This is a genomic window from Enterobacter sp. 5-4 (genome assembly GCF_000612205.1).
In the GTDB taxonomy this organism is placed as follows: Bacteria; Pseudomonadota; Gammaproteobacteria; order Enterobacterales; family Enterobacteriaceae; genus Enterobacter; species Enterobacter roggenkampii.
In genome coordinates this window covers 268,584-293,400 of record NZ_JFHW01000007.1, presented here as the reverse complement: position 1 = coordinate 293,400, position 24,817 = coordinate 268,584, and the positions used below count along the sequence as shown (strand labels likewise).

27 protein-coding genes are annotated in these 24,817 nt (G+C 54.6%); 9 read left to right on the top strand and 18 right to left on the bottom strand.

The features are described from left to right. Positions 1-34: 34 nt before the first annotated feature. Complete coding sequence (locus AA74_RS0103955; protein WP_025911207.1) at positions 35-919, bottom strand: hypothetical protein; 885 nt, start codon at positions 917-919, stop codon at positions 35-37. 276 nt (positions 920-1,195) lie between these two features. On the opposite strand from AA74_RS0103955, the gene AA74_RS0103950 reads away from it, so the two are divergent. Continuing rightward, positions 1,196-2,659, top strand: coding sequence for an EAL domain-containing protein (locus AA74_RS0103950; protein WP_025911204.1), 1,464 nt, complete (start codon positions 1,196-1,198; stop codon positions 2,657-2,659). 29 nt (positions 2,660-2,688) lie between these two features. Here AA74_RS0103950 and AA74_RS0103945 read toward each other — a convergent pair whose 3' ends face one another. The 3 genes from AA74_RS0103945 to AA74_RS0103935 all read right to left on the bottom strand — a co-directional run bounded on the left by AA74_RS0103945 (position 2,689) and on the right by AA74_RS0103935 (position 4,350). After that, on the bottom strand, positions 2,689-2,961 hold the full coding sequence (locus AA74_RS0103945) for a YqjD family protein (RefSeq protein ID WP_008502294.1): 273 nt from the start codon (positions 2,959-2,961) through the stop codon (positions 2,689-2,691). A gap of 119 nt (positions 2,962-3,080) precedes the next feature. Beyond that, positions 3,081-3,749 carry an epoxyqueuosine reductase QueH gene (locus tag AA74_RS0103940; protein WP_008502293.1) on the bottom strand — a complete coding sequence of 223 codons (669 nt, stop codon included), beginning with the start codon at positions 3,747-3,749 and terminating at the stop codon, positions 3,081-3,083. Between the two features lie 124 nt (positions 3,750-3,873). Then, complete coding sequence (locus tag AA74_RS0103935; RefSeq protein WP_008502292.1) at positions 3,874-4,350, bottom strand: GNAT family N-acetyltransferase; 477 nt, start codon at positions 4,348-4,350, stop codon at positions 3,874-3,876. A gap of 90 nt (positions 4,351-4,440) precedes the next feature. Here AA74_RS0103935 and AA74_RS0103930 point away from each other — a divergent pair, with 90 nt between their 5' ends. Next, positions 4,441-5,370, top strand: a complete 930-nt coding sequence (locus tag AA74_RS0103930; protein WP_025911201.1) for a LysR family transcriptional regulator — start codon at positions 4,441-4,443, stop codon at positions 5,368-5,370. A gap of 83 nt (positions 5,371-5,453) precedes the next feature. Here the strand turns inward: AA74_RS0103930 and AA74_RS0103925 are convergent, their stop codons facing one another. Next, positions 5,454-5,951, bottom strand: coding sequence for a surface-adhesin E family protein (locus AA74_RS0103925; RefSeq protein ID WP_025911200.1), 498 nt, complete (start codon positions 5,949-5,951; stop codon positions 5,454-5,456). Then, a complete protein-coding gene (locus AA74_RS0103920; protein ID WP_025911197.1) occupies positions 5,948-6,571 on the bottom strand; it encodes a hypothetical protein in 624 nt (207 codons plus the stop codon). Before AA74_RS0103920 ends, AA74_RS0103925 begins: the two co-directional genes overlap by 4 nt. 200 nt (positions 6,572-6,771) lie before the next feature. Between AA74_RS0103920 and AA74_RS0103915 the strand changes: the two genes are divergently transcribed. The 3 genes from AA74_RS0103915 to AA74_RS0103905 all read left to right on the top strand — a co-directional run bounded on the left by AA74_RS0103915 (position 6,772) and on the right by AA74_RS0103905 (position 10,048). After that, positions 6,772-7,047 carry a metal/formaldehyde-sensitive transcriptional repressor gene (locus tag AA74_RS0103915; protein WP_021242544.1) on the top strand — a complete coding sequence of 92 codons (276 nt, stop codon included), beginning with the start codon at positions 6,772-6,774 and terminating at the stop codon, positions 7,045-7,047. A gap of 30 nt (positions 7,048-7,077) precedes the next feature. After that, complete coding sequence (locus AA74_RS0103910) at positions 7,078-8,196, top strand: S-(hydroxymethyl)glutathione dehydrogenase/class III alcohol dehydrogenase (RefSeq protein WP_021242543.1); 1,119 nt, start codon at positions 7,078-7,080, stop codon at positions 8,194-8,196. 160 nt (positions 8,197-8,356) lie between these two features. After that, entirely contained in the window at positions 8,357-10,048 is a 1,692-nt protein-coding gene (locus tag AA74_RS0103905; protein WP_025911194.1) for a methyl-accepting chemotaxis protein, read from the top strand. 119 nt (positions 10,049-10,167) lie between these two features. Here the strand turns inward: AA74_RS0103905 and AA74_RS0103900 are convergent, their stop codons facing one another. The 4 genes from AA74_RS0103900 to AA74_RS0103885 all read right to left on the bottom strand — a co-directional run bounded on the left by AA74_RS0103900 (position 10,168) and on the right by AA74_RS0103885 (position 15,242). Beyond that, positions 10,168-12,549 (bottom strand): glucose/quinate/shikimate family membrane-bound PQQ-dependent dehydrogenase, encoded by a 2,382-nt coding sequence (locus AA74_RS0103900; RefSeq protein ID WP_025911193.1) that lies wholly within the window; start codon positions 12,547-12,549, stop codon positions 10,168-10,170. A 250-nt stretch (positions 12,550-12,799) separates the two neighbouring features. Next, entirely contained in the window at positions 12,800-13,723 is a 924-nt protein-coding gene (locus tag AA74_RS0103895; RefSeq protein ID WP_021242540.1) for a LysR substrate-binding domain-containing protein, read from the bottom strand. Positions 13,724-13,903: 180 nt separating this feature from the next. Next, positions 13,904-14,788 carry an SDR family oxidoreductase gene (locus AA74_RS0103890; protein WP_021242539.1) on the bottom strand — a complete coding sequence of 295 codons (885 nt, stop codon included), beginning with the start codon at positions 14,786-14,788 and terminating at the stop codon, positions 13,904-13,906. A 64-nt stretch (positions 14,789-14,852) separates the two neighbouring features. Further along, on the bottom strand, positions 14,853-15,242 hold the full coding sequence (locus AA74_RS0103885) for a YdeI family stress tolerance OB fold protein (RefSeq protein WP_008502282.1): 390 nt from the start codon (positions 15,240-15,242) through the stop codon (positions 14,853-14,855). Positions 15,243-15,380: 138 nt separating this feature from the next. Here AA74_RS0103885 and AA74_RS0103880 point away from each other — a divergent pair, with 138 nt between their 5' ends. Genes AA74_RS0103880 through AA74_RS0103865 form a run of 4 tightly spaced genes read left to right on the top strand, consistent with a single transcriptional unit; the run spans position 15,381 to position 17,874 of the window. Continuing rightward, positions 15,381-15,884, top strand: a complete 504-nt coding sequence (locus AA74_RS0103880) for a hypothetical protein (RefSeq protein WP_025911190.1) — start codon at positions 15,381-15,383, stop codon at positions 15,882-15,884. A gap of 9 nt (positions 15,885-15,893) precedes the next feature. After that, on the top strand, positions 15,894-16,340 hold the full coding sequence (locus tag AA74_RS0103875) for a DUF421 domain-containing protein (RefSeq protein ID WP_008502280.1): 447 nt from the start codon (positions 15,894-15,896) through the stop codon (positions 16,338-16,340). Between the two features lie 11 nt (positions 16,341-16,351). After that, complete coding sequence (locus tag AA74_RS0103870) at positions 16,352-16,870, top strand: 2-oxo-tetronate isomerase (RefSeq protein WP_023292456.1); 519 nt, start codon at positions 16,352-16,354, stop codon at positions 16,868-16,870. Between the two features lie 17 nt (positions 16,871-16,887). Next, positions 16,888-17,874: an SDR family oxidoreductase gene (locus AA74_RS0103865; RefSeq protein ID WP_023327440.1), complete on the top strand. Its 987-nt coding sequence runs from the start codon at positions 16,888-16,890 to the stop codon at positions 17,872-17,874. On the opposite strand, the gene AA74_RS0103860 is transcribed toward AA74_RS0103865, so the two are convergent. The 8 genes from AA74_RS0103860 to AA74_RS0103825 all read right to left on the bottom strand — a co-directional run bounded on the left by AA74_RS0103860 (position 17,875) and on the right by AA74_RS0103825 (position 24,412). Then, positions 17,875-19,500, bottom strand: coding sequence for an alpha-amylase family protein (locus tag AA74_RS0103860; protein ID WP_021242536.1), 1,626 nt, complete (start codon positions 19,498-19,500; stop codon positions 17,875-17,877). It lies immediately after the preceding gene. 8 nt (positions 19,501-19,508) lie between these two features. Continuing rightward, positions 19,509-20,519 (bottom strand): cytochrome d ubiquinol oxidase subunit II, encoded by a 1,011-nt coding sequence (gene cydB, locus AA74_RS0103855; RefSeq protein ID WP_008502276.1) that lies wholly within the window; start codon positions 20,517-20,519, stop codon positions 19,509-19,511. Beyond that, a complete protein-coding gene (locus AA74_RS0103850) occupies positions 20,519-21,922 on the bottom strand; it encodes a cytochrome ubiquinol oxidase subunit I (RefSeq protein WP_021242535.1) in 1,404 nt (467 codons plus the stop codon). Before AA74_RS0103850 ends, cydB begins: the two co-directional genes overlap by 1 nt. Positions 21,923-21,989: 67 nt before the next feature. Then, on the bottom strand, positions 21,990-22,862 hold the full coding sequence (locus tag AA74_RS0103845; protein ID WP_008502274.1) for a manganese catalase family protein: 873 nt from the start codon (positions 22,860-22,862) through the stop codon (positions 21,990-21,992). Between the two features lie 17 nt (positions 22,863-22,879). Then, positions 22,880-23,386 (bottom strand): ferritin-like domain-containing protein, encoded by a 507-nt coding sequence (locus AA74_RS0103840; protein ID WP_014883791.1) that lies wholly within the window; start codon positions 23,384-23,386, stop codon positions 22,880-22,882. 24 nt (positions 23,387-23,410) lie between these two features. After that, complete coding sequence (locus AA74_RS0103835; protein ID WP_008502273.1) at positions 23,411-23,614, bottom strand: hypothetical protein; 204 nt, start codon at positions 23,612-23,614, stop codon at positions 23,411-23,413. Positions 23,615-23,637: 23 nt separating this feature from the next. Next, the gene (locus AA74_RS0103830; RefSeq protein ID WP_008502272.1) at positions 23,638-24,132 is read right to left on the bottom strand and encodes a ferritin-like domain-containing protein; all 495 of its coding nucleotides are present in this window, start codon (positions 24,130-24,132) and stop codon (positions 23,638-23,640) included. 94 nt (positions 24,133-24,226) lie between these two features. After that, a complete protein-coding gene (locus AA74_RS0103825) occupies positions 24,227-24,412 on the bottom strand; it encodes a general stress protein (protein ID WP_004150795.1) in 186 nt (61 codons plus the stop codon). Positions 24,413-24,817 lie beyond the last annotated feature (405 nt).

The window sequence follows — 24,817 nt, the reverse complement described above, 5'->3', positions numbered from 1 at the left end:
TGAAGGGCGTTCGGAACACCGAACGCCTGGTGGATTATACGGTTGACGTCACGTTGTGAGGGTGGCGTCGCTCTTTAGGAACCACGTTGATGTAATGCGTGACATACGCAAAATATAATCCGGCATAATTTTCGACGAGTTCGATAAACGCCGGATAGACCGACAGCCGACCATCACCCCGATCTTTAAGATAGCCCGCCTCCTGAGCTGATTTGATAATCCGGTTGACGTGGATGCGCGATACAAAAAATTCTTTTGCGAGCGTGCTGGCTGAATAGTCAATAACGGCACCATGGGTGGATTTGTTTTTCATAGCCTGCAGGTAAAGATAAAGCATAATCATACGGCCACCATCTTTATCAATAAATAATCCTACTTCAGGCAAAACCTTTCTGAACGTTAATCCCCGAAAAAGATATTCTGCCGCGCGGCGGAAGAAGTTACTTCTCAAAATATCATTGTCCAGCAGGTTTACATTAATATTAAATGTCGGATAAAGAATACTGACGGGCAAAAAAGCGCCGGACATATAACGCTTTAGTTCATTCAGGCCTTTTTCGGTTGGCGCGATTCTCGTCTTTCGTCTGTCTTCCGTACAGCGCCAGGTCCTGATGCGCCCGGTGGTTCTGAGTATCGTAATGATCGCAATAACGCTGTTGGGGCTGGCTATCTTATAGCGAGAACATAACTCTTTAATTTCAGAAACTGACTCGGCCTGATTGCCAAAAATAAAACAACACATGGAGAGGATAATGTTGAACCGTGATTCCTGTAGCATTGTCTTGTAGAACAAAGGTTGTTTTTTGTAGATGGTGTCATTAATTGTGTAGTGCTCTAATATTGCCTCACCGAATCGTGGATTGCTCTTTATGACATCCCTTCGATGTAGCAAGGCCCTGGATGAGATATGATTATCCATAGCATTTTTCTCGTATTTGAATGAGCCGATAGATGAAGTGTCCAGTCTTCTTTTTCGGAATTTTCATTATACCCTGAGAATAAAATATTTGCCGTGGTTATTTGAAAAGAAAAGTATAGTTAAACGTTTGTGATTAACGCAAAGATGTTCCGGTGAATTAGGCTGATAACAGTTTCTTAACCCTGGGTGCTACTGTAAAATTATACTACGCAACAGATGCAATAGATTTTACGCATACTCAAACAGAAATGGCGCTTTGGTGCCCAGGAGCGGGTTATGACCCAAAAAATGTCTCTCAAAAATGGGGTTTGCGATGAACATAAATTTGTCATCTCAGCCTGCGGCTTCACATTTCAGGGGTATTGTTCGATCCTCAATAAGTACGGAATCCACGCTTCCCAAATTCACTTTAACGGAGATGAGGCATCCCAACAGGATGTTGAAAATATCCTTAAAAATCAGGATGCCCATATCGTGGTGTTCCTCGGGAAAGGTGTCGTCAATCTCCTGGAAAGCCTGAAGCGACTGGCCTCGGTACTCAATGCACTCCCCGTTATTCGGCATGTCACCCTGTATGGTGATATTCCTGACGGCTGGCTGTACCGCACGCTGGGCAGTCTTTTAAATAACAGTTATCAATTATCATTGATTCGCGTAGCCAGCGTTTCGGACATAGTAGGCTGTTTTAATACCCATTACAAAAGCTTTAAGGATCGTTCTCGAGTATTACGTGAACGCTACATGGATATTGGCTCGGAAGAAAATCTAAAGTGGTTAACAAGAAGAGAGATTGATGTTTTATTAAATTTCTATCGTGGTATGTCCGTAAAGGAAATGTGCGATAGAATGGGATTGTCGAATAAAACGGTTTATACCCACCGAAAGGAAGGTGTGCTTAAATTACGTTTAATTAAGCGCTGGTTACACGATCCGCACAATTTTAAAGCAGATAAACCTGATAAACACCCGCGTCAAAAAGTGGGGCTCACGGAAAAAGAAGCCGAAATTTTTAATGCGTTACGTAATCGGGAAATATTTCCGGCATATCAGATTATTACCGATCGAGATAAAAAAGGGGTTGGGTTTGAAATCCTGATTCGCTGGAATAAAAACGGTAAAATTGTCAAGCCTGCCAGTTTTTTAACGGATGTTTCGAATCATGAAATCTGGCTGAAAATTACGGCGTTGGTCATCCATGCCGCCGTTTCAGGTATTAATAAGTATAACGGGAAATACTATTTTTCAGTGAATATTCCGCCTCGTCTGGCGTCCGGGAATGCTTTGCCTGATATGGCACGGAAAGCCATCGGCATGCTGCTCAAACCGCAGTGGGCCGAAAAGCTGGTTTTTGAATTTGCAGAAGATATTGACGTGACGAAGGACAAAAGGATCCCTGAAACCATGCGGCATTTACGCAATACGGGGTGTCGATTGTTCCTGGATGACTGCTTCTCTAACCATCAAACCATGTTCCCGGTGCGCCAGGTGCATTTCGATGGGCTTAAGCTGGATCGGGACATCGTTGAGCATTTTGTGGCAAACGACAATGACTATAATTTGATTAAAGCGATACAGGTTTACAGCGACATGACCGGAACGGACTGTATTGCAGAGGGGGTTGATAGTGAAGAAAAGTTTGAGAAATTAGTCGAGCTGGGCATCAAGAACTTTCAGGGATATTATTTATCGCGCGCCGTGAAAGAGGAGGAGTTAGACCGCATGGTCAGGTTGTTTAGTTAAGAAAAAATAAAGCCCCGAAGGGCCCTGGGTTATTTCCGGCCCAGCAACAAGCCGAGAACAATACCGATTGCACCCGCGGCAACGAGGCCGGTGAGGGGATTGTTTCTGACGGCTTCAGTGACATCGGAAACGGCATCGCTGGCCTGAGCGGCATATTTTTTAGCAGCACCTTTAACCTGATGTTTTGGTGAATCAACGAATTCACCAAACTGCTGCTGCGCTGAACCTGCAAGTTCATCAAATTTATTTTTTGCTTTATCTTCAGCAAACTGGGTGTTTTTATCAGTACCGAAATCAGACATTTTTGCCTCCTTTTGTTGATAATTAAAGGATAGCCGCTCTTTGTGGATACGGCAGACGAAAGGCTAAATTCGGCACCTGAAAGGGCAGTTTTCGGATATATCTCTATACCCGGAACCCGTTATTTCTCATTGTCATCCTGACCGTAAAACAGTTTCCCAATGCGGATCAGCGGGCGGCCCTGTGACTTACGGTGCAGGTTACTGTCCCTGAGCGAATAAACGCAGCCGCAGTATTCCTGCTGGTAAAACTGTTCCCGCTTGCTGATCTCAATCATGCGTGAGGATCCGCCCTGTTTGCGCCAGTTATAGTCCCAGTACACCATACCCGGATAGCGCGCCGCCGCACGCTGGCCGCAGTCATTTATCTGCTGCATGTTCTTCCAGCGGGAGATCCCCAGCGAGCTGCTGATGACACTGAATCCATTTTCTGCCGCATAGAGCGCCGTACGCTCGAAACGCATATCGAAGCACATGGTGCAGCGGACGCCGCGCTCGGGTTCCCATTCCATGCCTTTCGCGCGCTCAAACCAGTTATCGGTGTCGTAATCGGCATCAACAAACGGCACGCCGTGCTTTTCCGCAAAGCGAATATTTTCCTCCTTACGAATGAGGTATTCCTTTTGCGGATGGATATTGGGGTTATAGAAGAAAATGGTGTACTCAATGCCCGATGCCTGGATAGCCTCCATCACTTCACCGGAGCAGGGGGCGCAGCAGGAGTGCAGCAGCAGTTTGTCAGCGCCGTTTGGCAGGGTGAGTTGAGGGCGGATAAAAGGGGCTGTCGTCATGGCGTTCTGCTCTATGTTTATGAAATTTATGGAAGGGTAGCATAAATTCATAATCTGTTGAGACGGGATCGACGCAGGAAAGCGCGATCCCGCGGGGCGGGATCTTCTCGGGTATGACGTGCCGCTATTCGGCAAATTTGAGCAACGCTTCTCCGTCAAGACGGTAGCGCACCCATTCGGACTGCGGCAGCGCGCCAATGCTCAGATAAAAATCGATGGCGGGCTGGTTCCAGTCCAGCACGCTCCATTCAAGGCGACCGCACTGCCGTTGTACGGCGAGCTGGGCGATATGTTTCAGCAGTGCTTTTCCCGCCCCCAGGCCGCGATAAGCTGGGGAAACATACAGATCTTCCATATAAATCCCGTTGCGGCCAAGCCAGGTTGAATAGCTGGTGAAGAACACGGCATAGCCAGCGATCTTGCCTTCACACTCCGCGATCAGCGCTTCGGTTTTAGTACCTGCGCCAAAGAGCGTTTCCCGGATCTCCTCCGGTGTGGTAACCACTTCTTCCGGGGCTTTTTCATACACCGCCAGCTCATAAATCATGGCGTAAATGGCTGCCGCATCTTCGGGGCGTGCCTGACGAAGGGTGATGCTCATTGTTTTTCCTGCTTTTTAGCGTGCGTCTTGATTGATGGCGTTAAGCATACGGCGTATTGTCTGAAGAATTAAGTGCAATGAAATCAACAAATGATGAATATTATGCATCCGGCCCTGAGACGTCTTGATTTAAACCTGCTGCCCGTTTTCGACGCGATTTACCGCCACCGCTCCGTTCGGCTGGCCGCTGACGAGCTGGCGATGAGCACATCCGCGCTCAGCCATGCGCTGTCGCGTCTGCGTGCCACCCTGAATGACCCGCTGTTCTTCCGCGAAGGGCACCGCATGTCCCCCAGCGTGTATGCTTCTCAGCTCGCGCCTTCGATTGCTTCCGCACTGTCGTTCCTGAATCATGAGCTGACTCCGCAGCCGGAGTTTGATGCAGCCAGCAGTTCGGAGTGCTTACAAATTGCGATAACGGACTTTACCGCGCTGTGCATTTTCCCGGCGCTGATGCACAAACTGCAGCTTGCGGCCCCGGGCTTGCGTTTCGAATTGCGCTATCTGCCGCACAGCCCGGCGCTGACGGAACTGCTGGCGGGCGAGGTGGATCTCGCGCTGGGCTTCAGCACTCAGGATGATATCCGACACCCGGAACTGGAAGAGATCGACTGGTTTGAAGATGAGTATGTGGTCATCAGCAACGCGCGCCGGACGCGTCTCACGCTGGAGGATTATCTCGCGGCCCGACACCTGGTGGTGACGCCATGGAATGAGAAGCAGGGCGTTCTTGACGTACGGCTTGAGCAGCTGGGCTATACCCGACAAATCGCGATCAAAACGCCGTCGATGCTCAGCGCACCGTTTATCGTAGCGGAAAGCGACCTGCTGATGGCGATCCCCCGCTATGCCGCGGAGAAGCTGATTAAGACAGCGGATCTCAGGATTTTTGCGTTACCGTTTCCGATACGCACGTTTGAAGTGAAAATTTACTCGCATAAACGCAGCGGCCAGCGGGGCGCGACCCGCTGGCTGAAGGAGGAACTGCAGATGCTGGCGCAGGCTGTCAGGGGACGGTAGGCTATTTGTTAGCGGACAGCCCAGCCCGCGCTTTAATATAGAGCAGAGCGAGTCTGTCCATAGAAGCTTAGGTCCTGAAGATTTTATTCATCCAGTAACGGTTTTCGATTATCTTTCGCTGGCTCTGGCTTGAGTTTTTCAACGGGAATACTGCACATGCTTTCCGCTATTATCCCAAAAAGAGAGTCTTTCGGGTAACTTTCCCATTGTCCCACATCCTGTGTCACATGTACGACATCGCCTTCCGCGAACGGTTTCGAAAAATAGGTTCGCGCCATAACGGCACGCTGGTTTTTGTCGCAGTTAATCACGTCGATTGCCCGTGAGCTCGCTATGTAGACGGGAGGATTTTTTATAATGAGTGTCTGCTCGGCGTAGTTATTGATGAAATAAAAGCGGCGTAAGTGATCGTTACCCTGATAAGTTGAAATCACCCGAAAATCGATATACGAAGCAATTCTTTTATCTTCAAGGATTTTTATGACGCCTGCCGGTGGCTTGGGGGTGGACTGGGGCTGGGGTTTACTTGTCCCGGTACAACCTGTCAGCATAAGTAATACCAGCCATGTTAGCTTTTTCATTTCGCATCCCCTGCGGATAAATCAGGTCGTAATGTCGTCAGCATGTCAGGCGTTACATTTCCCTGAACGGTACAGAGCAATAATGTCCCGTCTTTGCTTTTGCTGAGCATTAACAGCTTTTCGGTACTTTCTTTTGCCGGAGCAATACCTGACACCGCCTGCGCATTGTCTTCCCACTCACTGTTTGGGTTGATTTTAATCATCGTCTGAGAAACATAATCATCTCCCGCCTTTTTCCAGGACAAATGATCAAGTCTGGACATCACTTCTTCTTGTGACTCTTTGAAAATGAGTCCCCAGTAATAGTACTTACCGTAATTGATTTCATCGAGATTGCTGGTTTGCAGGTAATATCCCGATACCGTCAGATTTAATTCATGCAGCGGTTGAGCAAACCAGATGGTGCGATTGCCGTCTTCAGGGGCTTTGAACCAGGCCTGCGAATGCTTGTTGAGCGTTAAGGGGGCTACGCGGCTGAGTTTGGCTCGCTGATGATAAATCTCGTTGAAAAAGGTTGAGTCGCAGCGGGTCAACGTTTGTGTCAATGTGCTGGCGTGAACCGCGGGTGTGGCTATAGCCATACCTGCTATGAGCCCAATGGAGGAGATGAGTTTACGCATGTAATATCCCTATATTAAAAAAAGACCCTGTTTTTATCGGCTTATCAGGATGAGACTTTACGCTTTTTTATTTTGCTTCGTTATCTGGCGTATTCAATGCCTCCCCCGAGTTTTGTACAAAACCTCAACCCTCTCATCTTTAGGTTTACACAGCGGTAACAAAATAGGTACCATACCCCCCTATAGTATCAGGAGGGCGTATGCCACATTCACCCGAAGATAAAAAACGTATTCTTACCCGCGTCCGCCGCATTCGGGGCCAGGTTGATGCCCTGGAACGCGCGCTGGAGTCGGGCGACCCCTGTCTGGCCATCCTGCAGCAAATTGCCGCCGTGCGCGGGGCTGCCAATGGCCTGATGGGCGAAATGGTTGAAATTCACCTCAAAGATGAGCTGGTAGCGGGGGAAACCACGCCGGATCAGCGTGCCGTTCGCATGGCGGAAGTCGGCCATTTACTGCGCTCTTATCTAAAATAAATCCACATACCTGACAAGAAGGGAAGACATATGAAATCTCGCGCTGCAGTTGCATTTGGCCCCGGCCAGCCGCTCAAAATCGTTGAAATTGACGTGGCACCGCCGAAGAAAGGCGAAGTGCTGATCAAAATCACCCATACCGGCGTATGTCATACCGATGCGTTTACGCTCTCGGGCGACGACCCGGAAGGTGTCTTCCCGGCGGTGCTCGGCCATGAAGGCGGCGGGATTGTAGTAGAAGTGGGCGAGGGCGTGACCAGCCTGAAGCCGGGCGATCACGTGATCCCGCTGTACACCGCGGAATGCGGCGAGTGTAAGTTCTGTAAATCCGGCAAAACTAACCTCTGCCAGGCCGTTCGCGCCACCCAGGGGAAAGGGCTGATGCCCGACGGGACGACCCGTTTCTCCTACAACGGCGAGCCGGTTTATCACTACATGGGCACCAGCACCTTCAGCGAATACACCGTTTGCGCGGAGATCTCGCTGGCGAAGGTGAACCCGCAGGCGCCGCTGGACAAAGTCTGCCTGCTGGGCTGCGGCGTGACCACCGGTATTGGCGCGGTGCATAACACCGCAAAAGTCAAAGAGGGCGATACCGTGGCGGTGTTCGGTCTCGGCGGCATTGGTCTGGCGGTGATTCAGGGCGCGGTGCAGGCGAAGGCCGGTCGTATCATTGCGGTCGATACCAACCCGGAGAAATTCAGGCTGGCGGGTGAAATGGGCGCGACCGATTTTGTGAACCCGAAAGATCACGAGAAGCCGATTCAGGACGTCATCGTTGAGATGACCGACGGCGGCGTGGACTTCAGCTTCGAGTGTATCGGCAACGTCAACGTGATGCGTTCCGCGCTGGAGTGCTGCCACAAAGGCTGGGGTGAGAGCATCATCATTGGCGTGGCCGGTGCGGGCCAGGAGATTAAAACCCGTCCATTCCAGCTGGTCACCGGGCGCGTATGGCGCGGTTCCGCGTTTGGCGGCGTGAAGGGCCGTACCCAGCTTCCGGGTATGGTTGAAGATGCGATGGTCGGCAAGATTCAGCTCGATCCGTTCATTACCCACCGCTTACCGCTGGAGCAGATCAACGAGGCGTTTGATCTGATGCACGAAGGAAAATCCATCCGTACCGTTATCCATTTCGGCGACAAGTAACTCTTCTGCCAGCGGTTTTTCGCCGCTGGCATTTCTTTAATAATCTTCTCTAAAGTGTGACCAGTGCGGCGTTTTTAGCCGTAATCTAAATCTCTGCCGTGCCGATGACTATTTAACAGGCGTGTTTTTACGCATCTTACCTACAAGAGAGTCGACGGTCATGGACAACACTACTTCGATGCTGGCGCAGCGCAAGCTGGGCTTCTTGCATCACATCAGGCTGGTTCCGCTGTTTTCCTCCATTCTCGGTGGCATTATTCTTCTGTTTGCCTTGAGCTCGGGTCTGGCAGGGTATTTCCTGCTGCAGGCCGATAACGATCAGCAGGATGTCACATCCGAAATTCAGGTGCGTATGGGGCTGTCGAACAGCTCAAACCATCTGCGAACCGCGCGTATCAATCTGATCCACGCCGGTGCGGCAAGCCGTATCGCAGAGATGGATGCGATGAAGCAGAACATCAGCGAGGCGGAAACGCGCATTAAGCAGTCTCAGGAGAGCTTTACCGCCTACATGAATCGCGCCGTGCGTACCGCCGAGGGCGCGGCGCTGGATGCGGAGCTTAAGACCCGGTATGACGCCTATATCGCGGGCATGCAGCCGATGGTCAAATTCGCCAAAAACGGCATGTTCGAGGCGATCATCAACCACGAAAACGAAACGGCGCGTCCGCTGGACGACGCGTACAACGCCGTACTGCTGAAGGCGATTAAGATCCGTACCGACCGTGCCAATGCGCTAACGGCGCAGGCGCACAGCCGCACGCAGCTGGGCCTGATGTTTATGGTGGGCGCGTTTGCGCTGGCGCTGGTGCTGACGGCGATGACCTTTGTCGTGCTGCGCCGCACGGTAATCAATCCGCTGCAGCGGGCAGCGAAACGTATCGAGAATATCGCCAAAGGCGACCTGACGATGCCGGACGACGTGGCCGGGCGCAGCGAAATTGGCCGCCTGACGCGGGATCTGCAAACCATGCAGCACTCGCTTGAAAAAACGGTCGGCACCGTGCGTCAGGGGGCGGAGGAAATTTACCGCGGCACCAGCGAGATCTCTGCCGGTAACACCGATCTCTCTTCCCGCACCGAGCAGCAGGCTGCCGCCATCGAGCAGACCGCTGCCAGCATGGAACAGCTGACCGCGACGGTGAAGCAGAACGCCGATAACGCCCATCATGCCAGCAAGCTGGCGGAAGATGCCTCCGGGAAAGCCACCCGCGGCGGCCAGATGGTCTCCGGCGTGGTGAAAACCATGGGCAATATCTCCAGCAGCTCGAAGAAGATCTCTGAAATCACCGCCGTGATTAACAGCATTGCCTTCCAGACCAATATTCTGGCGCTTAACGCGGCGGTAGAAGCGGCGCGGGCGGGTGAACAGGGGCGCGGATTTGCCGTGGTGGCCAGTGAAGTGCGCACTCTGGCAAGCCGCAGTGCGAATGCCGCAAAAGAGATCGAAAGCCTGATCAACGAATCGGTATCGCTGATTGACCAGGGCTCCGGCGAGGTTGTTGCCGCCGGTAACACCATGAATGAGATTGTCGACGCGGTGAAACGCGTTACCGACATCATGCTGGAGATCGCCGCGGCGTCCGATGAGCAGAGCCGCGGTATTGTGCAGGTGAGCCAGGCGATTTCTGAGATGGATAAAGTGACCCAGCAGAACGCCTCGCTGGTGGAAGAAGCCTCCGCGGCGGCGGCGTCTCTGGAAGAACAGGGCGCGCGTCTGACCGAGGCGGTTGGGGCGTTTCGTCTGAGCGGTGCGAAGCCGAACCGCGCGGTGGCGTCAGCGCCAGTGGCGACGAGCGCGCCGTTGCGCCCGGCGGCGACGGTTTCCGGGGATAACTGGGAGACGTTCTGAGTCGCGTGTTTTGTCGGGTGGCGGCTTCGCCTTACCCGACCTACTTGTATTTGTAGGCCCGCGTAAGCGTAGCGCCACCGGGCAAAAAAAAGGGACCTTTCGGTCCCTTTTTTCATTTGTTACTGCTTATCGGGTAACGCGTACGCGATAACGTAATCACCGCGATCCGGCGACTGGCGGGCGCCACCGGCGTTAATGATGATGTACTGCTTACCGGTTTTCGGCGACACGTAGGTCATCGGGCCGGACTGGCTGCCGACCGGCAGGCGGTCTTTCCAGATCTCTTTCCCGGTGGCGGTATCAAATGCGCGCAGGTAGAAATCCTGGGTGCCGGCAAAGAACAGCAGGCCGGACTGGGTCGAGAGCGATGCCCCAAGCGTCGGCATGCCGATTGGGATTGGCATGTGCATGCGGATGCCCAGCGGGCCGGTATCTTCCACCGTACCAACAGGAACCTGCCACACCAGCTTGCCGGTTTTCAGGTCAACCGCCGACATGGTGCCAAACGGCGGCTTCTGGCACGGAATGCCCAGCGGCGACAGGAAGCGCTCGCGCATCGCGCCGAACGGCGTGCCGTCCATCGGGACAATCCCCATCTCGATGCCGCTGGCATCTTTCGCCACGTTCGCGCGCGGCACCATGTAGTTTGCCAGACCCAGACGCATATCGTTGACGAACATCAGGCTGTTGTTCGGGTCAACGGAGACGCTGCCCCAGTTCATCCCGCCGAGTGAGCCAGGGAACTGCAGGGAACGGTCGAGACCCGGAGGGGTGAAGACGCCCTGATGACGCATCTCTTTAAACTGAATGCGGCACAGCAGCAGGTCGACTGGCGTCGCGCCCCACATGTCGGACTCGGTCAGCGTCTGGTTGCCAATCATCGGCATGCCAACAGAGTACGGCTGGGTTGGGGAGTAGCGTTCACCTTCAACGTTACCCGCCGGGACGGGGCGTTCCTCGACCTTCGCCACCGGCTTGCCGGTTTCGCGGTTAAGCATGAAGATCATGCCCTGCTTGCTGGTCTGCACCAGCACAGGCGTGGTGCCGCCCTTGCCGTCAGGCAGGTCGTACAGCAGCGGCTGGGAAGGCAGGTCAAAGTCCCACAGGTCATGGTGGGTGGTCTGGAAATGCCAGCGGACCTGGCCGGTGGCCGCGTCGACGGCGACGATGGAGGAACTGTACTTATCGTCCAGCGCGGTACGCTCGCCCGCCCAGAAGTCTGGCGTGGCGTTGCCGGTTGGCAGGTAGATCAGGTTCAGTTTGGCGTCGTAAGACATCGCAGACCAGACGTTCGGCGTACCGCGGGTGTAGGTCTGGCCTTCCGGCGGCAGGCCGGTCAGGTTCGGATTACCCGGATCCCACGCCCAGGCCAGTTTACCGGTGTGAACGTCGTAGGCGCGGACCACGCCCGGCGGCTCGCCGGTCGAGTAGTTATCTGCGACGCGACCGCCGACGACAACAACGTTCCCGGCCACCAGCGGCGTGGAGGTCTGTTGATAATATCCGGGCTTGATCTCACCCATGCCGACGCTCAGATCCACGGTGCCGTGGTCGCCAAAGTCGTCGCAGACCTTGCCATTATCCGCGTTAATGGCAATCAGACGGGCATCGGTGGTGGGCAGGAACAGACGGCGAGGACATGCCGCTGGCTGTGTTTCTGCCTGTGACGTTGTCACGGTGGAGTGGTCTTCAAAATAGCCCAGACCGCGGCAGCGCTGCCAGTTAGGGGCCGTGGCTTTGGAATCGTAGCGCCATTTTTCTTTACCGGAATCCACGTCCAGCGCCAGCACTTTACTGTACGGCGTACAGACATACAGCGTGTCGCCAATCTGCAGCGGCGTGTTCTGATCTTCCGCACCCGAGCCGTTGCTCTGCGGAATATCGCCGGTGTGCGCAACCCACGCGACTTTCAGCGAGCTGACGTTTTGCTTGTTAATCTGGTCCAGCGCGGCGAAGCGGTCGCCGTGGGTGGTGTTGCCCCAGTGCTCCCAGTTCTTTTGCTGCTCGCCGGGTGCGACGGGTTTCACCGGCACGGGCTCGTTCGCTGCCACAAGGGTTTGCGGCTTAAACATCCAGCCGAGGCTGACCAGCATGGCCACCGCGAGCAGCGCCGCGACGCCAAAAGCGGGGGCTTTGTTCGGTGCAGTGTGGTTTGCCGCACGCAGGAAGGGCCAGACGATGGCGCACAGGAACGCCAGCACGGCAAAGGTAAACAGGCGGGAGAAGAGCGGCCAGAAATCCCAGCCCGCATCGCTTACCGCCCAGAACAGCGAGGCAATAAACGCGATGCCGTAAAGCAGGATCCCGCTGGTGCGGTTGAGGAAAATCAGGATCGCGGCAATCACCATTGCCACGCCCATTATCAGGAAGTAACTACTCCCGCCTACGGTGGCGAGCTTAAAGCCCAACCCGCCGACCGCCAGACCGATGAGCATCATCAGTCCGGCAAGAAGCCACTGCAGAATACGCGGTATTCCACGTGGCGCGCTGCCAAATGCCATTTCTCTCTCCTTTAGATCCCGCCGCCGTGTCGGGTATGTACCAGTTGGGTAATAAATGCGGTGGGATTGATGATTAGTACGGGTGAATTCGTTTTTATCAAACCGTTTGTGAACCATTTGGTGAATTCACGGCTATGATAAAACTGTTAAATTGTTTTACGCAATTGTTAATGAATGATTTCGCATTATTTGATTAACGCGCAGGTCTGTTCCCTCGCCCCTTCAGGGGAGAGGGTTAGGGTGAGGGGTATTAAACCGGCATCGATTTACGGATGGCGCTCAGCAGCGTCTGCGCGCCCGTGGAAAGCGGGGTATCTACCCGGGTCAAAATGCCGATAGGTTCACCGGCGCCGGGGGCCGTTACCGGGAGAGCGGTCAGCGTGCCCTGGCGCAAATCATCTTTTACCGCGCCGGAGGGAACGAACCAGACGTAGTCATAGTCAAGGGTGAGCTGGCGTGAAAGCGAGGCCGACAGCGTTTCGATACACCCTGAGGGCAGCGTACACCCCTGCATTTGCAGCAAGGTTTCGGCGGTCTGACGTGGGACGGTCCCTTTCGGGCACACCACCACCGGCCACTCCATGACGCGGCTTAACGTCACCGTGTCCTGCAGCAGCGGATGATCGGGACGAACCACCAGCTTCAGGGACTCCAGGAACAGCAGCTCGTAATTGAGACCGCCCATCAGTTCAGGGTCGGACATGCGGCCAATCCCGATATCCAGCTCGCCCGATTTCAGCCCCGCGAGCAGCATGGTGTTATTCATGGTGGCAACCTGAATAGTGGTATGCCGTTGCTGCTTGTGGAACTGGCCAATCACCGGCGGAAGAATGCCCAGCGCGGCGGTGGGCAGGGCCCCGACGCGGACGACCTCGCTGGTGTGTTCTTCTTTTCGATGCAGCGACTGGCCTGCGGTATTGAGCGCATCCAGCACTTTGACGGCGTGCGTAAGGAACTGTTCGCCCACGATGGTAAGCTGCGCCCCCAGCCGACCCCGGTCAAAAAGACGGGCGCCGGTCAGCTGTTCAAGCTCGTTGAGGGTTTTCGAGAGCGCAGGCTGGCTCAGGTTAAGAGTTTCAGCCGCACGCCCCAGCGTTCCCTGTTGAGCGACGGCCACAAATGTATGCAAATGGCGCAAGCGTATGCGCTGACTGAACAGACCATTTTTTTCCATAGGCGATGTTAAAAACAGAGCGATGCGGGTGACAAGCTAAGTTGTTTAATTTTGATAACTTGATAGCAAAATATTTTTAACATTTGATCTGTTTGAGTTACAACATGTTTTTCGGCAGGGGAAGAAATGTGAACGTCCTTGTTCATTTATTGCTCATTGCAGAGAGGGAGGGGTAAGGGGTTAGATCACGCCGTCACCGCCGTCAGAACACCATACCTGGCCGGAGGTAAATGAACATTCATCCGAAGCCAGCGTGACGTACAGCGGGGCAATCTCGACGGGCTGACCCGGACGTCCCAGCGGGGTATCGCCGCCAAACTCCTTCACTTTTTCCATCGGCTGGCCACCGCTGGATTGCAGCACCGTCCAGTAAGGGCCAGGAGCGACCGCGTTGACGCGAATGCCTTTCGGACCCAGCTGCTTGGCTAAGGATTTGGTAAATACCGCCAGACAGGCTTTGGTCTGGGCGTAGTCCAGCAGAACCGGGCTTGGCTTCACGGCCTGAACGGAGGAGGTATTAATGATAACGGACGAGGCTTTCAGGTGGCGCAGCGCCGCCTTCGTGATCCAGAAGGGGGCATAGACGTTGGTTTTAAACGTCGCGTCAAAATCTTCGGTAGTCAGCTCTTCAAGGGATTCACGGAACTGCTGACGACCGGCGTTATTGACCAGAATATCCAGCCCGCCCAGCTTCGAGACGGCTTCTTCGACCAGATTCTGGCAGAAGGTTTCGTCCCGAACGTCCCCCGGCAGCGCGACGGCATTCCGGCCTTCGGCTTTGATCAGGTCGATGACCTCCGCGGCGTCTTTTTCCTCTTCAGGCAGGTAGTTAATGGCCACGTCTGCGCCTTCGCGGGCATAGGCGATGGCCACTGCGCGACCGATACCCGAGTCACCGCCGGTGATCAGCGCTTTTTTACCGGCCAGGCGGCCATGCCCTTTGTAGCTAGTTTCCCCGTGGTCGGGTACAGGTTGCATTTCGGATGCCAGCCCCGGTGGCGTCTGTGGCTGTTCCGGGAACGGGGGTTGCGGGTAAGCGTTCGTACGTTGTTGGGTATCACTCATAGCTGACTCCTTAAGCCAAGGGGTGAGATTTGATGGATAACTGCAGCGTTAACGCTTCGCTGAATTATTTCTGCAAACGATCGACACGGACGACGGCAGGAGATGATTTTTTATCAAGCGAACCGTTGATGCTGATCATCTGGTCGGGTTTTACCGTTCTGCCGTCGAAGACTGCCTGGGGAATAATAACGTCGATTTTTCCGGTTTTATCCTGAAATACAAACTTATCGCCGCTACCGTCAATTAGATTACCGCGTAATGAAATGGTCGCACCGTCGTGCAGTTGTTTTGCCTGATCGATGGTCATAATACGCGCGTCATCGGTTCCGCGATATCCGCTATCCAGCGCGTGGGGAGGCGGCGGGGCTTCACCTTTTTGTAACCCGCCGTTATTATCTGCCCATGCGGCCGGAACCAGAAATATCAAAAAAGCGGAAATAAGCGATAATTTCATCGGATATCCTTCATTTTGGGTGTCTTGACTTATTAAGTATTGTTGCTATTCCTTTATGTGGCAAATGTGATAAGTCCTAAAAACATTCGCGTTAGAAATCAAAATTATCGGATAATAAGCGAAACGGTGACGATGGCCATGAAGCGTGAAAATGAAAAGTTACCCGGGATAGAGGAAAGATATCGCTTGCTGACGTTTGAATACGCGTTTCGTCAGGTGGGGTTTATTGTTCTGTTAGGTATTATCGTTGCCGCCATTGCCGGTCTGTTTTCAAGCGGAATAGTCAGCGATACGGTAAAAACAAATTCCGCTAAGTCGCTGACCATAAACTATGAGCGCTTCGGGCGGCGGGAGACGGAGACACGGATGCAGCTTGCGTTTCCGGTGAAAACGGAGGGGACCTATACCCTCAGCGTCACCAGCGAGAGTAGCGATGCGTATGATCCAGGCAGCGTCTGGCCCCAGCCGGACGCCATGTTCAGCCACGGAAACAGCCTCTATTTTGTTTATCACAACCTGAAAAAGACAGATAACTTTTCGGTATTACTCTTTACCACACCGTCCCGAGCCGGTAAATGGAACTCGGTCATCCGCGTAAACAACGAGCCGGAGATCACCCTCTGGCAATTTATTTACCCGTAGGAGGCTGATATGGATATGGTCTTTCGTGCGCTGGCGATTTATCTGTTCCTCGTGGTGGTATTTAAAGTGGCCGGGCGACGCGCGCTGCTGCAGATGACCAGCTTTGATCTCATTCTTCTCCTGATAATTAGTGAAGCCACGCAGCAGGCGCTTCTGGGGCAGGATTTTTCCGTCACCGGCGCGATGATTACGATTACCACCCTGGTGGTAGTGGATATTATTTTTGGCCTTATGAAAAAGTATTTTTCCCCGGTAGAGAATATTCTGGACGGCACACCCGTGATTCTGGTGGAAAACGGCGTTCCCCTGGCGGATAAACTCAAAAAGGTTGATGTCTCTTGCGATGACATTCTGGTTTCCGCGCGTCAGAATAATGGCATTACCGAAATAAGCCAAATTAAATATGCCATACTTGAGCGCAATGGACATATTTCAATCATTCCTTTCGAGAAATAAGAGGCGGCAAGATGAGCAATCTTTTGCACGATAACCATTACACCGTCGGTGAATTGACAAAAAAACTGGCGAGCAAGTTAACCGATGCCGGTCTGCGCTTAACCACGGCGGAATCCTGCACCGGGGGAAAGCTCTCGGTGGCGCTCTGCGCTGAAGAGAACACGGCCGATTTTTATGATGTCGGGCTGGTGGTGTTCAGCGATGCCGCGAAAGCGCGGATCCTCGGCGTGCGTCCTGAAACGCTGGCGCGCTATACCGCCGTCAGCGAACAGACGGTGACCGAGATGGCCGCCAGCATCCGCGACATTGCCCAGGCGGATATCAGCATCGCCATCAGCGGATACGCTGGCCCGGAAGGGGGCGACGACGGCACGGCGGCGGGGACGGTCTGTTTTGCGTGGAACATACGTGGCGAGACGAAAACCCGTACCGTGCTTTTCTCCGGAGACTGTCAGGACGTGGTGGAAAAAGCGGTGCATTTTTCGCTGGCAGAGCTGGTAACAGCATTGTCGGACGGAAATAACGGTTGAGTTCACGTGGAGGTTCTATGGCTGTCATAGTGATTACCGGTGGGACGGCGGGCGTGGGAAAAGCCACGGCGCTGCGTTTTGCAAAAGCAGGTTACGATGTGGGCCTCATCGCCCGTGATGAAGCCAGCCTGCACTCCACCCAGGAAGAGTTGCGCCGCTTCGGCGTAAATGCACACGCCGTGCAGGCGGACGTCGCCGACAGTCAGGCGGTGGTGGATGCGGCTAACGAGATTGAGTATCGCCTCGGTGCGATTGATGTCTGGGTCAACAACGCCATGGGGGCCGTGCTTGCACCGTTTCGTACCCTTACGCCGGACGAGTTTCGGCGCGTGACCGAGGTGACATACCTCGGCTACGTGAACGGCACCCGCGCGGCGCTTGAGCTTATGGTTCCGCGCGACAGGGGCGTGATTATTCAGGTAGGGTCCGCGCTGGCCTACCGTTCCATTCCCCTGCAGTCCGCCTACTGCGGGGCCAAAGCGGCGATTCGCGGGTTTACCGATGCGGTGCGCACCGAGCTGATGCATGAGAACAGCCGGGTTCAGCTTTCGATGGTGCAGATGCCGGGGCTCAATACGCCGCAGTTCGAATGGGCAAGGAACAAGTTCGCGTGGGCAATGCGGCCGGTACCGCCGGTGTTCGAGCCTGAAGTCGCCGCCAGCGCCATCTTCAGGGTGGCGCAAAAGCCGGTGCGCGAGCTGTGGGTTGGCAGCAGCACCATTCAGTCGATTGTCGGGCAGTTCCTCTTCCCGGGTTTTCTGGACAGGCTGATGGTGAAAAAAGCCTGGGAAGGTCAGATGACCGACGATCTGAACGCGCCGGACCGCCGGGATTATCTCGACCAGCCGGTTAACGACCTGCACAAAATCCATGGCCGTTTCACTGACGAAGCGAAAACCCGCGCGTCGTCCGTGACCTCCGGTATGCCGGGCAAAGTGGCGTTAGGGGCCCTTGCGGTGGCGGGTATTGTGTTGACGCGTTTGATAATCCGCCGGAAACCGTAATCAGCGCAGCGCGCTGCGGTGCGTCCAGAACCAGCGATAGCCGTAGCCGCCAAGGCTGAGCTCGACGGTTTTACCGCAAACCAGCGCGTCATCGTAGCGTTTGTCCGCGAGACAGGCGGTCCAGGTCGTGTTGCGGATCCCCTTCACGGTGAACTGCACCGGCTGGTCACTGAAGTTAACAAAGGTCAGGATGCTGCGTTCTTCGGTCTCGTAATAGATCCCCAGCACCGCGTCACTATCGATCGTAAGGAGCCGAAAGGGCGCAACGGCAATTTCGGGGAACTCCGAGCGGGTATTGGCGATATCAATGATGCGGTGCAGGAGCGAGTTGCGGTGGAGCAGCGAATCAGCGACGTTGATTTTTTGATAGCGGTATGGACCGCGGTCAATAATCGGCGCGATAAATTTTTCCGGGTCGGCTGCCGAAAAACCGCCGCCTTGCGATCCTGCCCACTGCATGGGGGTGCGCACGGCGTAGCGCTCTTCCAGATCGAGGTCATCCCCCATGCCGATCTCATCGCCATAGCGCATCACCGGAACGCCGGGCAGGGAAAAGAGTACCGCGTGGCAGAACGCCAGCCGCTTCAGATCGCCGTTGAGCATCGGCGCCAGGCGGCGGCGGATCCCGCGCTGGTAGACGTTCATCTCGTCGTCAGGGGCGAAGGTATCGAGGACAAACTGTTTGTCTTTCTGGCTGATGCCCTCCAGATCCAGCTCGTCGTGATTGCGCAGCCAGTTGGCAAAACAGCATGAATCGGGCGGCACGATCATTTTCTTCACCGCGTTGCGCAGCGGACGGGCGCTTTTGCGGGCCAGGCTGACGTAAAAATACTTGTTGAGCCAGAAATTGAGCACCAGATTCAGGCGGTCATTATTGCCAAAGTAGTCCTGATAGGCCTCCACCTCGACGTCCACTTCACCCAGCAGGATCGCGTCCGGATTATGCTCCTCAATCAGACGGCGCATATGTTCGAGGATCCACAGGCCCTTTTTTTCATCACCGTTTCCCGCCTGCGTGGTCAGGTGGGAGGCGGCATCCAGGCGGAACCCCGACACGCCCAGCTTGAGCCAGAAGAGGATGATGTTCTCGATCTCTTTCAGCACCGCGGGCGAGGTCAGGTTCAGGTCCGGTTCGTGGCGATAGAACATGTGCCGGTAGTATTGTCCCGCTTCGTCGTCCCAGGTCCAGATGCTCTCCTCCACGCCGGGAAACATGGGGGGCGTATCGTCGTCGTCACTATCTGACCAGAGGTAGTAATCCCGATAGGGTGACGCCGGGTTACGGCGGGCCTGCTGGAACCAGGGATGCGCGTCAGAGGTGTGCTGGATCAGCAGTTCAATAATGACCTGCATGCCCAGCTCGCGGGCCTGTTCGATAAAGGCGATGATATCGGCCAGCTTTCCGAAGCGGGGATCCACCTGGAGATGGTCGCTGACGTCATAGCCTTCATCGAGAAAGGGCGTGAGGTAAAACGGGGTGATCCAGATAACCGTCGCCCCCATGCGGCGAATGTACCGCAGCTTGGCCGCTATCCCGGCGATGTCCCCGCAGCCATCGCCGTTCAAATCATAAAAGAGTGCGGTATCAATCTGGTAAATAATGGCCCGTGTATGCCAGTCCGTCATAGCGTGCCTCAGTGATAGCCTTCAGTATCCGAAACCTTGCCCCGGAACACGTAATAGCTCCAGGCGGTGTACACCAGGATCACCGGAATAATCAGTAACGTCCCGACCAGCATAAACAGCTGGCTGGCAGGCGGGGCCGCGGCCTCCCACAGAGTGATACGCGGCGGAATAATGTTCGGCCAGAGGCTGATACCCAGTCCGCTGAACCCGAGGAAGATCAGCCCCAGCGTCAGCAGGAAAGGGCGCGCGTGGCTGGCCGGATTGCGGGTCAGGCGCCAGATCAGCACGCTGAAGATCCCGACCAGCAGCGGAACCGGCAGGAACCAGAAGAAGTTGGGCAGGGTAAACCAGCGGTCGGCGACGTACTGCCAGCCGAGCGGCGTCCAGACGCTGACCACCGCGATAACCACCATCAGCGCCAGCAGCACGTGGCGGGTCAGTTCGCGCATGCGTTGTTGCAGCGCGCCTTCGCTTTTCATGATGAGCCAGGTGGTGCCCAGCAGCGTGTAGGCGACGACCAGACCGATGCCGCAGAAGAGGTTGAAAGGCGTGAGCCAGTCCAGCGAAGAGCCGACAAAACGTCGGCCCTCCACGTCAAAGCCGTTGATCACGGCGCCCACCACCACGCCCTGGCTGAAGGTGGCGAGCAGGGAGCCGCCGGCAAAGGAGTAGTCCCAGAATTTGCGGTGTGAAGGGGTGGCTTTGAAGCGGAACTCAAAGGCAACGCCGCGAAAAATGAGGCCGATCAGCATCGCGGTAAGGGGGATGGTCAGCGCATCAATGATCACCGCATAGGCCAGCGGAAACGCGCCGAACAGCCCCGCGCCCCCGAGCACCAGCCAGGTCTCGTTGCCGTCCCAGACGGGCGCCACGCTGTTAACCATCACATCGCGCTCTTTGGCATCGCCCACGAAGTTAAACAGCAGGCCAATCCCCAGATCGAAGCCGTCCATAATGATATACATCAGCGTGGCAAACACGATGATGGCAAACCAAATCACTGAGATATCGACGCCCATCAGATTCTCTCCTCTTCCGGAACAGACTCCGCGGCTGACAGGGGACGGGCAGGCGTGCCCGAGGTGTTTGACGTCAGCGTATCAACGGGCTGAGGACCTTTCTTAATCAGCCGGATGAGATAAACATAGCCCACGCCAAATACGGATGAGTAGACGACGAAGAACGCCAGCAGGCTAATGCTCATCTGCAGGGTGCTGTGCAGCGATACCGCGTCGATGGTGCGCAGGTAGCCATAGACAACCCACGGCTGACGGCCTACTTCGGTGGTCACCCAGCCGGCAAGCAGCGCGACCAGCCCCGCAGGCCCCATGCAGAGGGCAAACCACTGGAACGGACGCGAGTGGTAAAGTCGGTGGCGATAGCGTAGCCAGAGGCTGAGCAGACCGAGGGTAATCATCAGCAGCCCCATCCCCACCATAATGCGGAACGACCAGAAAACGATGGTCGAGTTGGGTCGATCCTCTTTCGGGAAGTCTTTCAGGGCCGGGACCTGTTTATCCAGGCTGTGCGTCAGAATCAGGCTGCCGAGCGCGGGGATCTCCAGGCCGTATTTGGTGCGCTCTTCCTCCATATCCGGCAGGCCAAACAGCAGCAGCGGGGTGGCTTCGCCGGGCGGATTTTCCCAGTGACCCTCAATAGCGGCGATTTTGGCTGGCTGATGCTCAAGCGTGTTCAGGCCGTGCATATCGCCCACCACCGCCTGGATAGGGGCAACCAGCAGCGCCATCCACATCGCCATCGAAAACATGGTGCGAACGGCGGGCGTATCGTTACCGCGCAGCAGATGCCAGGCGGCCGACGCGCCGACAAACAGCGCGCTGCTCAGGAACGCGGCGATAGCCATATGAATAAGACGGTACGGGAAGGAGGGGTTAAAGACGATCGCCAGCCAGTCCTGGGGGATCACCTGCCCGTTTTCGATAGTGAAACCCTGCGGCGTATGCATCCAGCTGTTGGAGGCGAGGATCCAGAAGGTTGACATCAGCGTGCCGAGCGCCACCATGCAGGTCGAAAAGAAGTGCAGCCCCGGGCCGACCTTGTTCCAGCCGAACATCATAACGCCGAGGAATCCGGCCTCCAGGAAGAAAGCGGTTAACACCTCATAAGTCAGAAGCGGGCCGGTAATGCTGCCCGCGAACTGGGAGAACCCGCTCCAGTTGGTGCCAAACTGGTACGCCATCACCAGCCCGGAAACGACGCCCATGCCGAAGTTAACGGCAAATATCTTTAGCCAGAAGTGGTACAACGATCGCCAGACGTCGTTTTTGGTGCGCAGCCACATGCCCTCCAGCACCACCAGATAGCTGGCGAGACCGATGGTGATCGCAGGAAACAGGATGTGGAACGAGACGGTAAAAGCGAACTGAATTCTGGCCAGATGAAACGCATCGAGTTCGAACATGGTCCGTACCTCTGAGACGATGGGGCACGCGAATTGCCGGGCAGGTCAGGCCTGCCCGGCAAACCGATTACGGTTTAGTCTTACCGGCACCCAGCTCGGCACCGGTCAGCGGGTCGGAATGTGGATCGGACTTCGTGCGGGCAGACATCGCCTTAACCAGGGTTGCCTGCTCGGTTGTGAGCGTCACGCTGGCACTGCCATCGCCGCCATCCACCGCAGGCTGGGGGGACTCAACGTAATCGAAATGTTTATCGCTGTTCCAGCTTCCGCGAACCTCTCCACCTTCAGACATATTGTAGTACTTGTTGGTGAATTCCTCGATTGGCGGCAGTTTTCCCGGCGGGAAATTATTACGGATAGACTGCAGCGCCTTCTCAAAGGAGAGCTGATGCGCCGCCTCACGCGTCATCAGAAACGCCAGGGCATCTTTAACGCCGGGATCGTCAGTCACGTTGATCAGCCGTTCATAGATGATTTTAGCTCTGGCCTCGGCCGCCACGTTCGAACGCAGATCCGCCGTCGGCTCGCCAATGGTGTCGACGTAGGCCGCCGTCCAGGGTACGCCCGCTGAGTTGGTTAGCGGGGTTCCGCCGCCGTAGAGCAGGGAGGTGATGTGGCTGTCATTCCCGTTTTCGGTCATGGAGCGATACAGCTCGGCCTCATTTTCCACCCCTTCCGCCAGCGCGCCCTTGGCACCTTTATTCAGCATACCGACCAGGGTACCGATGATTTCGAGGTGGCTTAACTCCTCGGTCGCGATATCCATCAGCATGTCTTTACGGCCCGGATCGTCATCGCTCAACCCTTGCGTAAAGTAGCGGCAGGCGGCGGCCAGTTCACCCTGCGGTCCGCCAAATTGTTCCAGTAAAAGGTTGGCCAGGCCGGGATTCGGTTCGGCGACGCGAACCGTGTATTGCAGCTGTTTGACGTGTCGAAACATGCTCACTCTCCTGTGGGTTATTTTTTCGCTTCGACACCCGACGCGTCTGAACGCAGCAGGAACTGTTCCGTCGTTTGCGGGATATGACGAATCAGCCAGTCGGCCATTTCGCGCTCTTCGGCGAGGATCGTCTCAATAGCGGGTATCGAGGCGGTGTCACCCGCTTTTTTGGCCGCCGCCAGCAGGGAGGTATAGCAGGCGATTTCAAACTGTTCGAAAACATAGCCGCTGATCGAGCCCTTCACGATTTCGTCAGAAGGGAACATGCCGCCGATGGATTGTCCCAGCGCCGCCATTTTGCTCATCGAGTCTTTTAAGACCGAACGAGAAATATCATTACGGTCGAGGATTTCCTCCAGCAATGTGATTTGCCGTTTTGTCTCATTAATATGTTGCTCAATTCTGGCGCGAACATCAGGATAATTATCGATACGGCTGGCCATGGATTCCAGCATAGATTCGGCTTGCTTTTCCATTGCATGGGCATCGCGTAGCCAGTCATGGTAGTGTTCTACGTGATTCATCATTGTATCCTCATTAGGGTTCGCTTATTTGGTCTCACTTTCAGCAGCCTGATCGGCGCGTGCGGCACTGTAGCCAGATAAATGGCCGACAATATTGGCATAAATACTGATGATAATGACCCATAGCACGCTGTTCTTCCACCAGATGACGGAAGGGATGGCGAGAATGAACCATATTATCGCTGCCGCTAAATGGCACCGTTTAATAGTCCTGGGACTGATGCTCATTTTATTTAACCTGTATTATCGCGTCATTTCTGCGCTTTTTGGTTAATATTGCCAACGGCCAGGTCGGTGAGTTTAAGGTCGGTCTCTTTCTCTTCTTCCAGCGTTTCGGCAAGAAGCTTAACGGCTTTTTTATAGCCGAGCTGTTCTGCCAGAGTGGCAAGGGTACCGTAGCTGGCTATTTCGTAATGCTCCACTTTTTGCGCAGCGGCAATTAATGCGGCATCACGGACTTCATTTTTTTCCGTGCTTTCGATGACTTCATTAGCTTCTTCAATTAAGCCTTCCATTGCGACGCATTTCATGCGCTTGAGCTTGATGCCGTCTTCCTGTTCCACGATCTGGTCGATACGTTCGATCTGACCTTGCGTCTCTTCAAGGTGTGCGGTAAAGGCGGCGCTCAGTTTCTCGCTGGAGGCGGCGCGGGCAAGTTTGCTTAACGCTCGGGTAAGCTGCTTTTCTGCGCTGTAGGTATCCGACAGAAGATGAATAAATACATCCTCTACACTTTTCATATTCATAATTATTACGCTCCGGTAAAATAAAGAAAGGGTACTGCGAGCTTTTCAGCCCGCAGCATGCTCTCTGGTTTTATTAAAAGAGTACTAAATAAGATCAGGAGTTATCAGATTTACGGCCTCCGCCGTGACTGTTCTGTCCCCCTTTCTTACCCGCTTCAGATGCGCGTTGCGGATCGTTTTTAAAATTACCACCGCTGTGCTGGCCACCTTTACGTCCAGCTTCTGATGCTTTTTCACGGTCTTCAGCGAAATTACCGGAACCACCACGATGCTCTGCCATATTAAACCTCATAGTCATATATTGGTTATGTCAGTACGATACGAAAATATTCCGTATCACTCGTCGTTCGAGTAATAACTCTAGTCGCTGTGTGAGATCCGTCAAATGCGTTTTGCTATTTGCGGTTGCGTTATTTTTAAATATTTGTAAATTTGCGCTTCGCTTGCGTTGGAAATATGGATAGACAGGAAGGACTTGTAAACAACTGTTCAGATTATTCCTAACTTTGAGCTAAAAATTTGAAAGCTGAGGATAAAAATAATGACGCACTCAAATTGGTTGATTTGCAGTCAGGGGAAAATAAAAAATACTCCTTTATAGCTAGAAAGCGAAACCCTAAATAATTATAAGGAAAATCCTGGATAAAAAGCGACAGGCGCGAAAGGGCGGTTTCGTTAAGGCTTG

Coding starts and splice junctions, on each gene's coding strand:
- AA74_RS0103955 (WP_025911207.1), bottom strand. CDS start 919: ATGGATAATCATATCTCATCCAGGGCCTTGCTACATCGAAGGGATGTC.
- AA74_RS0103950 (WP_025911204.1), top strand. CDS start 1,196: ATGACCCAAAAAATGTCTCTCAAAAATGGGGTTTGCGATGAACATAAA.
- AA74_RS0103945 (WP_008502294.1), bottom strand. CDS start 2,961: ATGTCTGATTTCGGTACTGATAAAAACACCCAGTTTGCTGAAGATAAA.
- AA74_RS0103940 (WP_008502293.1), bottom strand. CDS start 3,749: ATGACGACAGCCCCTTTTATCCGCCCTCAACTCACCCTGCCAAACGGC.
- AA74_RS0103935 (WP_008502292.1), bottom strand. CDS start 4,350: ATGAGCATCACCCTTCGTCAGGCACGCCCCGAAGATGCGGCAGCCATT.
- AA74_RS0103930 (WP_025911201.1), top strand. CDS start 4,441: ATGATGAATATTATGCATCCGGCCCTGAGACGTCTTGATTTAAACCTG.
- AA74_RS0103925 (WP_025911200.1), bottom strand. CDS start 5,951: ATGAAAAAGCTAACATGGCTGGTATTACTTATGCTGACAGGTTGTACC.
- AA74_RS0103920 (WP_025911197.1), bottom strand. CDS start 6,571: ATGCGTAAACTCATCTCCTCCATTGGGCTCATAGCAGGTATGGCTATA.
- AA74_RS0103915 (WP_021242544.1), top strand. CDS start 6,772: ATGCCACATTCACCCGAAGATAAAAAACGTATTCTTACCCGCGTCCGC.
- AA74_RS0103910 (WP_021242543.1), top strand. CDS start 7,078: ATGAAATCTCGCGCTGCAGTTGCATTTGGCCCCGGCCAGCCGCTCAAA.
- AA74_RS0103905 (WP_025911194.1), top strand. CDS start 8,357: ATGGACAACACTACTTCGATGCTGGCGCAGCGCAAGCTGGGCTTCTTG.
- AA74_RS0103900 (WP_025911193.1), bottom strand. CDS start 12,549: ATGGCATTTGGCAGCGCGCCACGTGGAATACCGCGTATTCTGCAGTGG.
- AA74_RS0103895 (WP_021242540.1), bottom strand. CDS start 13,723: ATGGAAAAAAATGGTCTGTTCAGTCAGCGCATACGCTTGCGCCATTTG.
- AA74_RS0103890 (WP_021242539.1), bottom strand. CDS start 14,788: ATGAGTGATACCCAACAACGTACGAACGCTTACCCGCAACCCCCGTTC.
- AA74_RS0103885 (WP_008502282.1), bottom strand. CDS start 15,242: ATGAAATTATCGCTTATTTCCGCTTTTTTGATATTTCTGGTTCCGGCC.
- AA74_RS0103880 (WP_025911190.1), top strand. CDS start 15,381: ATGAAGCGTGAAAATGAAAAGTTACCCGGGATAGAGGAAAGATATCGC.
- AA74_RS0103875 (WP_008502280.1), top strand. CDS start 15,894: ATGGATATGGTCTTTCGTGCGCTGGCGATTTATCTGTTCCTCGTGGTG.
- AA74_RS0103870 (WP_023292456.1), top strand. CDS start 16,352: ATGAGCAATCTTTTGCACGATAACCATTACACCGTCGGTGAATTGACA.
- AA74_RS0103865 (WP_023327440.1), top strand. CDS start 16,888: ATGGCTGTCATAGTGATTACCGGTGGGACGGCGGGCGTGGGAAAAGCC.
- AA74_RS0103860 (WP_021242536.1), bottom strand. CDS start 19,500: ATGACGGACTGGCATACACGGGCCATTATTTACCAGATTGATACCGCA.
- cydB (WP_008502276.1), bottom strand. CDS start 20,519: ATGGGCGTCGATATCTCAGTGATTTGGTTTGCCATCATCGTGTTTGCC.
- AA74_RS0103850 (WP_021242535.1), bottom strand. CDS start 21,922: ATGTTCGAACTCGATGCGTTTCATCTGGCCAGAATTCAGTTCGCTTTT.
- AA74_RS0103845 (WP_008502274.1), bottom strand. CDS start 22,862: ATGTTTCGACACGTCAAACAGCTGCAATACACGGTTCGCGTCGCCGAA.
- AA74_RS0103840 (WP_014883791.1), bottom strand. CDS start 23,386: ATGAATCACGTAGAACACTACCATGACTGGCTACGCGATGCCCATGCA.
- AA74_RS0103835 (WP_008502273.1), bottom strand. CDS start 23,614: ATGAGCATCAGTCCCAGGACTATTAAACGGTGCCATTTAGCGGCAGCG.
- AA74_RS0103830 (WP_008502272.1), bottom strand. CDS start 24,132: ATGAATATGAAAAGTGTAGAGGATGTATTTATTCATCTTCTGTCGGAT.
- AA74_RS0103825 (WP_004150795.1), bottom strand. CDS start 24,412: ATGGCAGAGCATCGTGGTGGTTCCGGTAATTTCGCTGAAGACCGTGAA.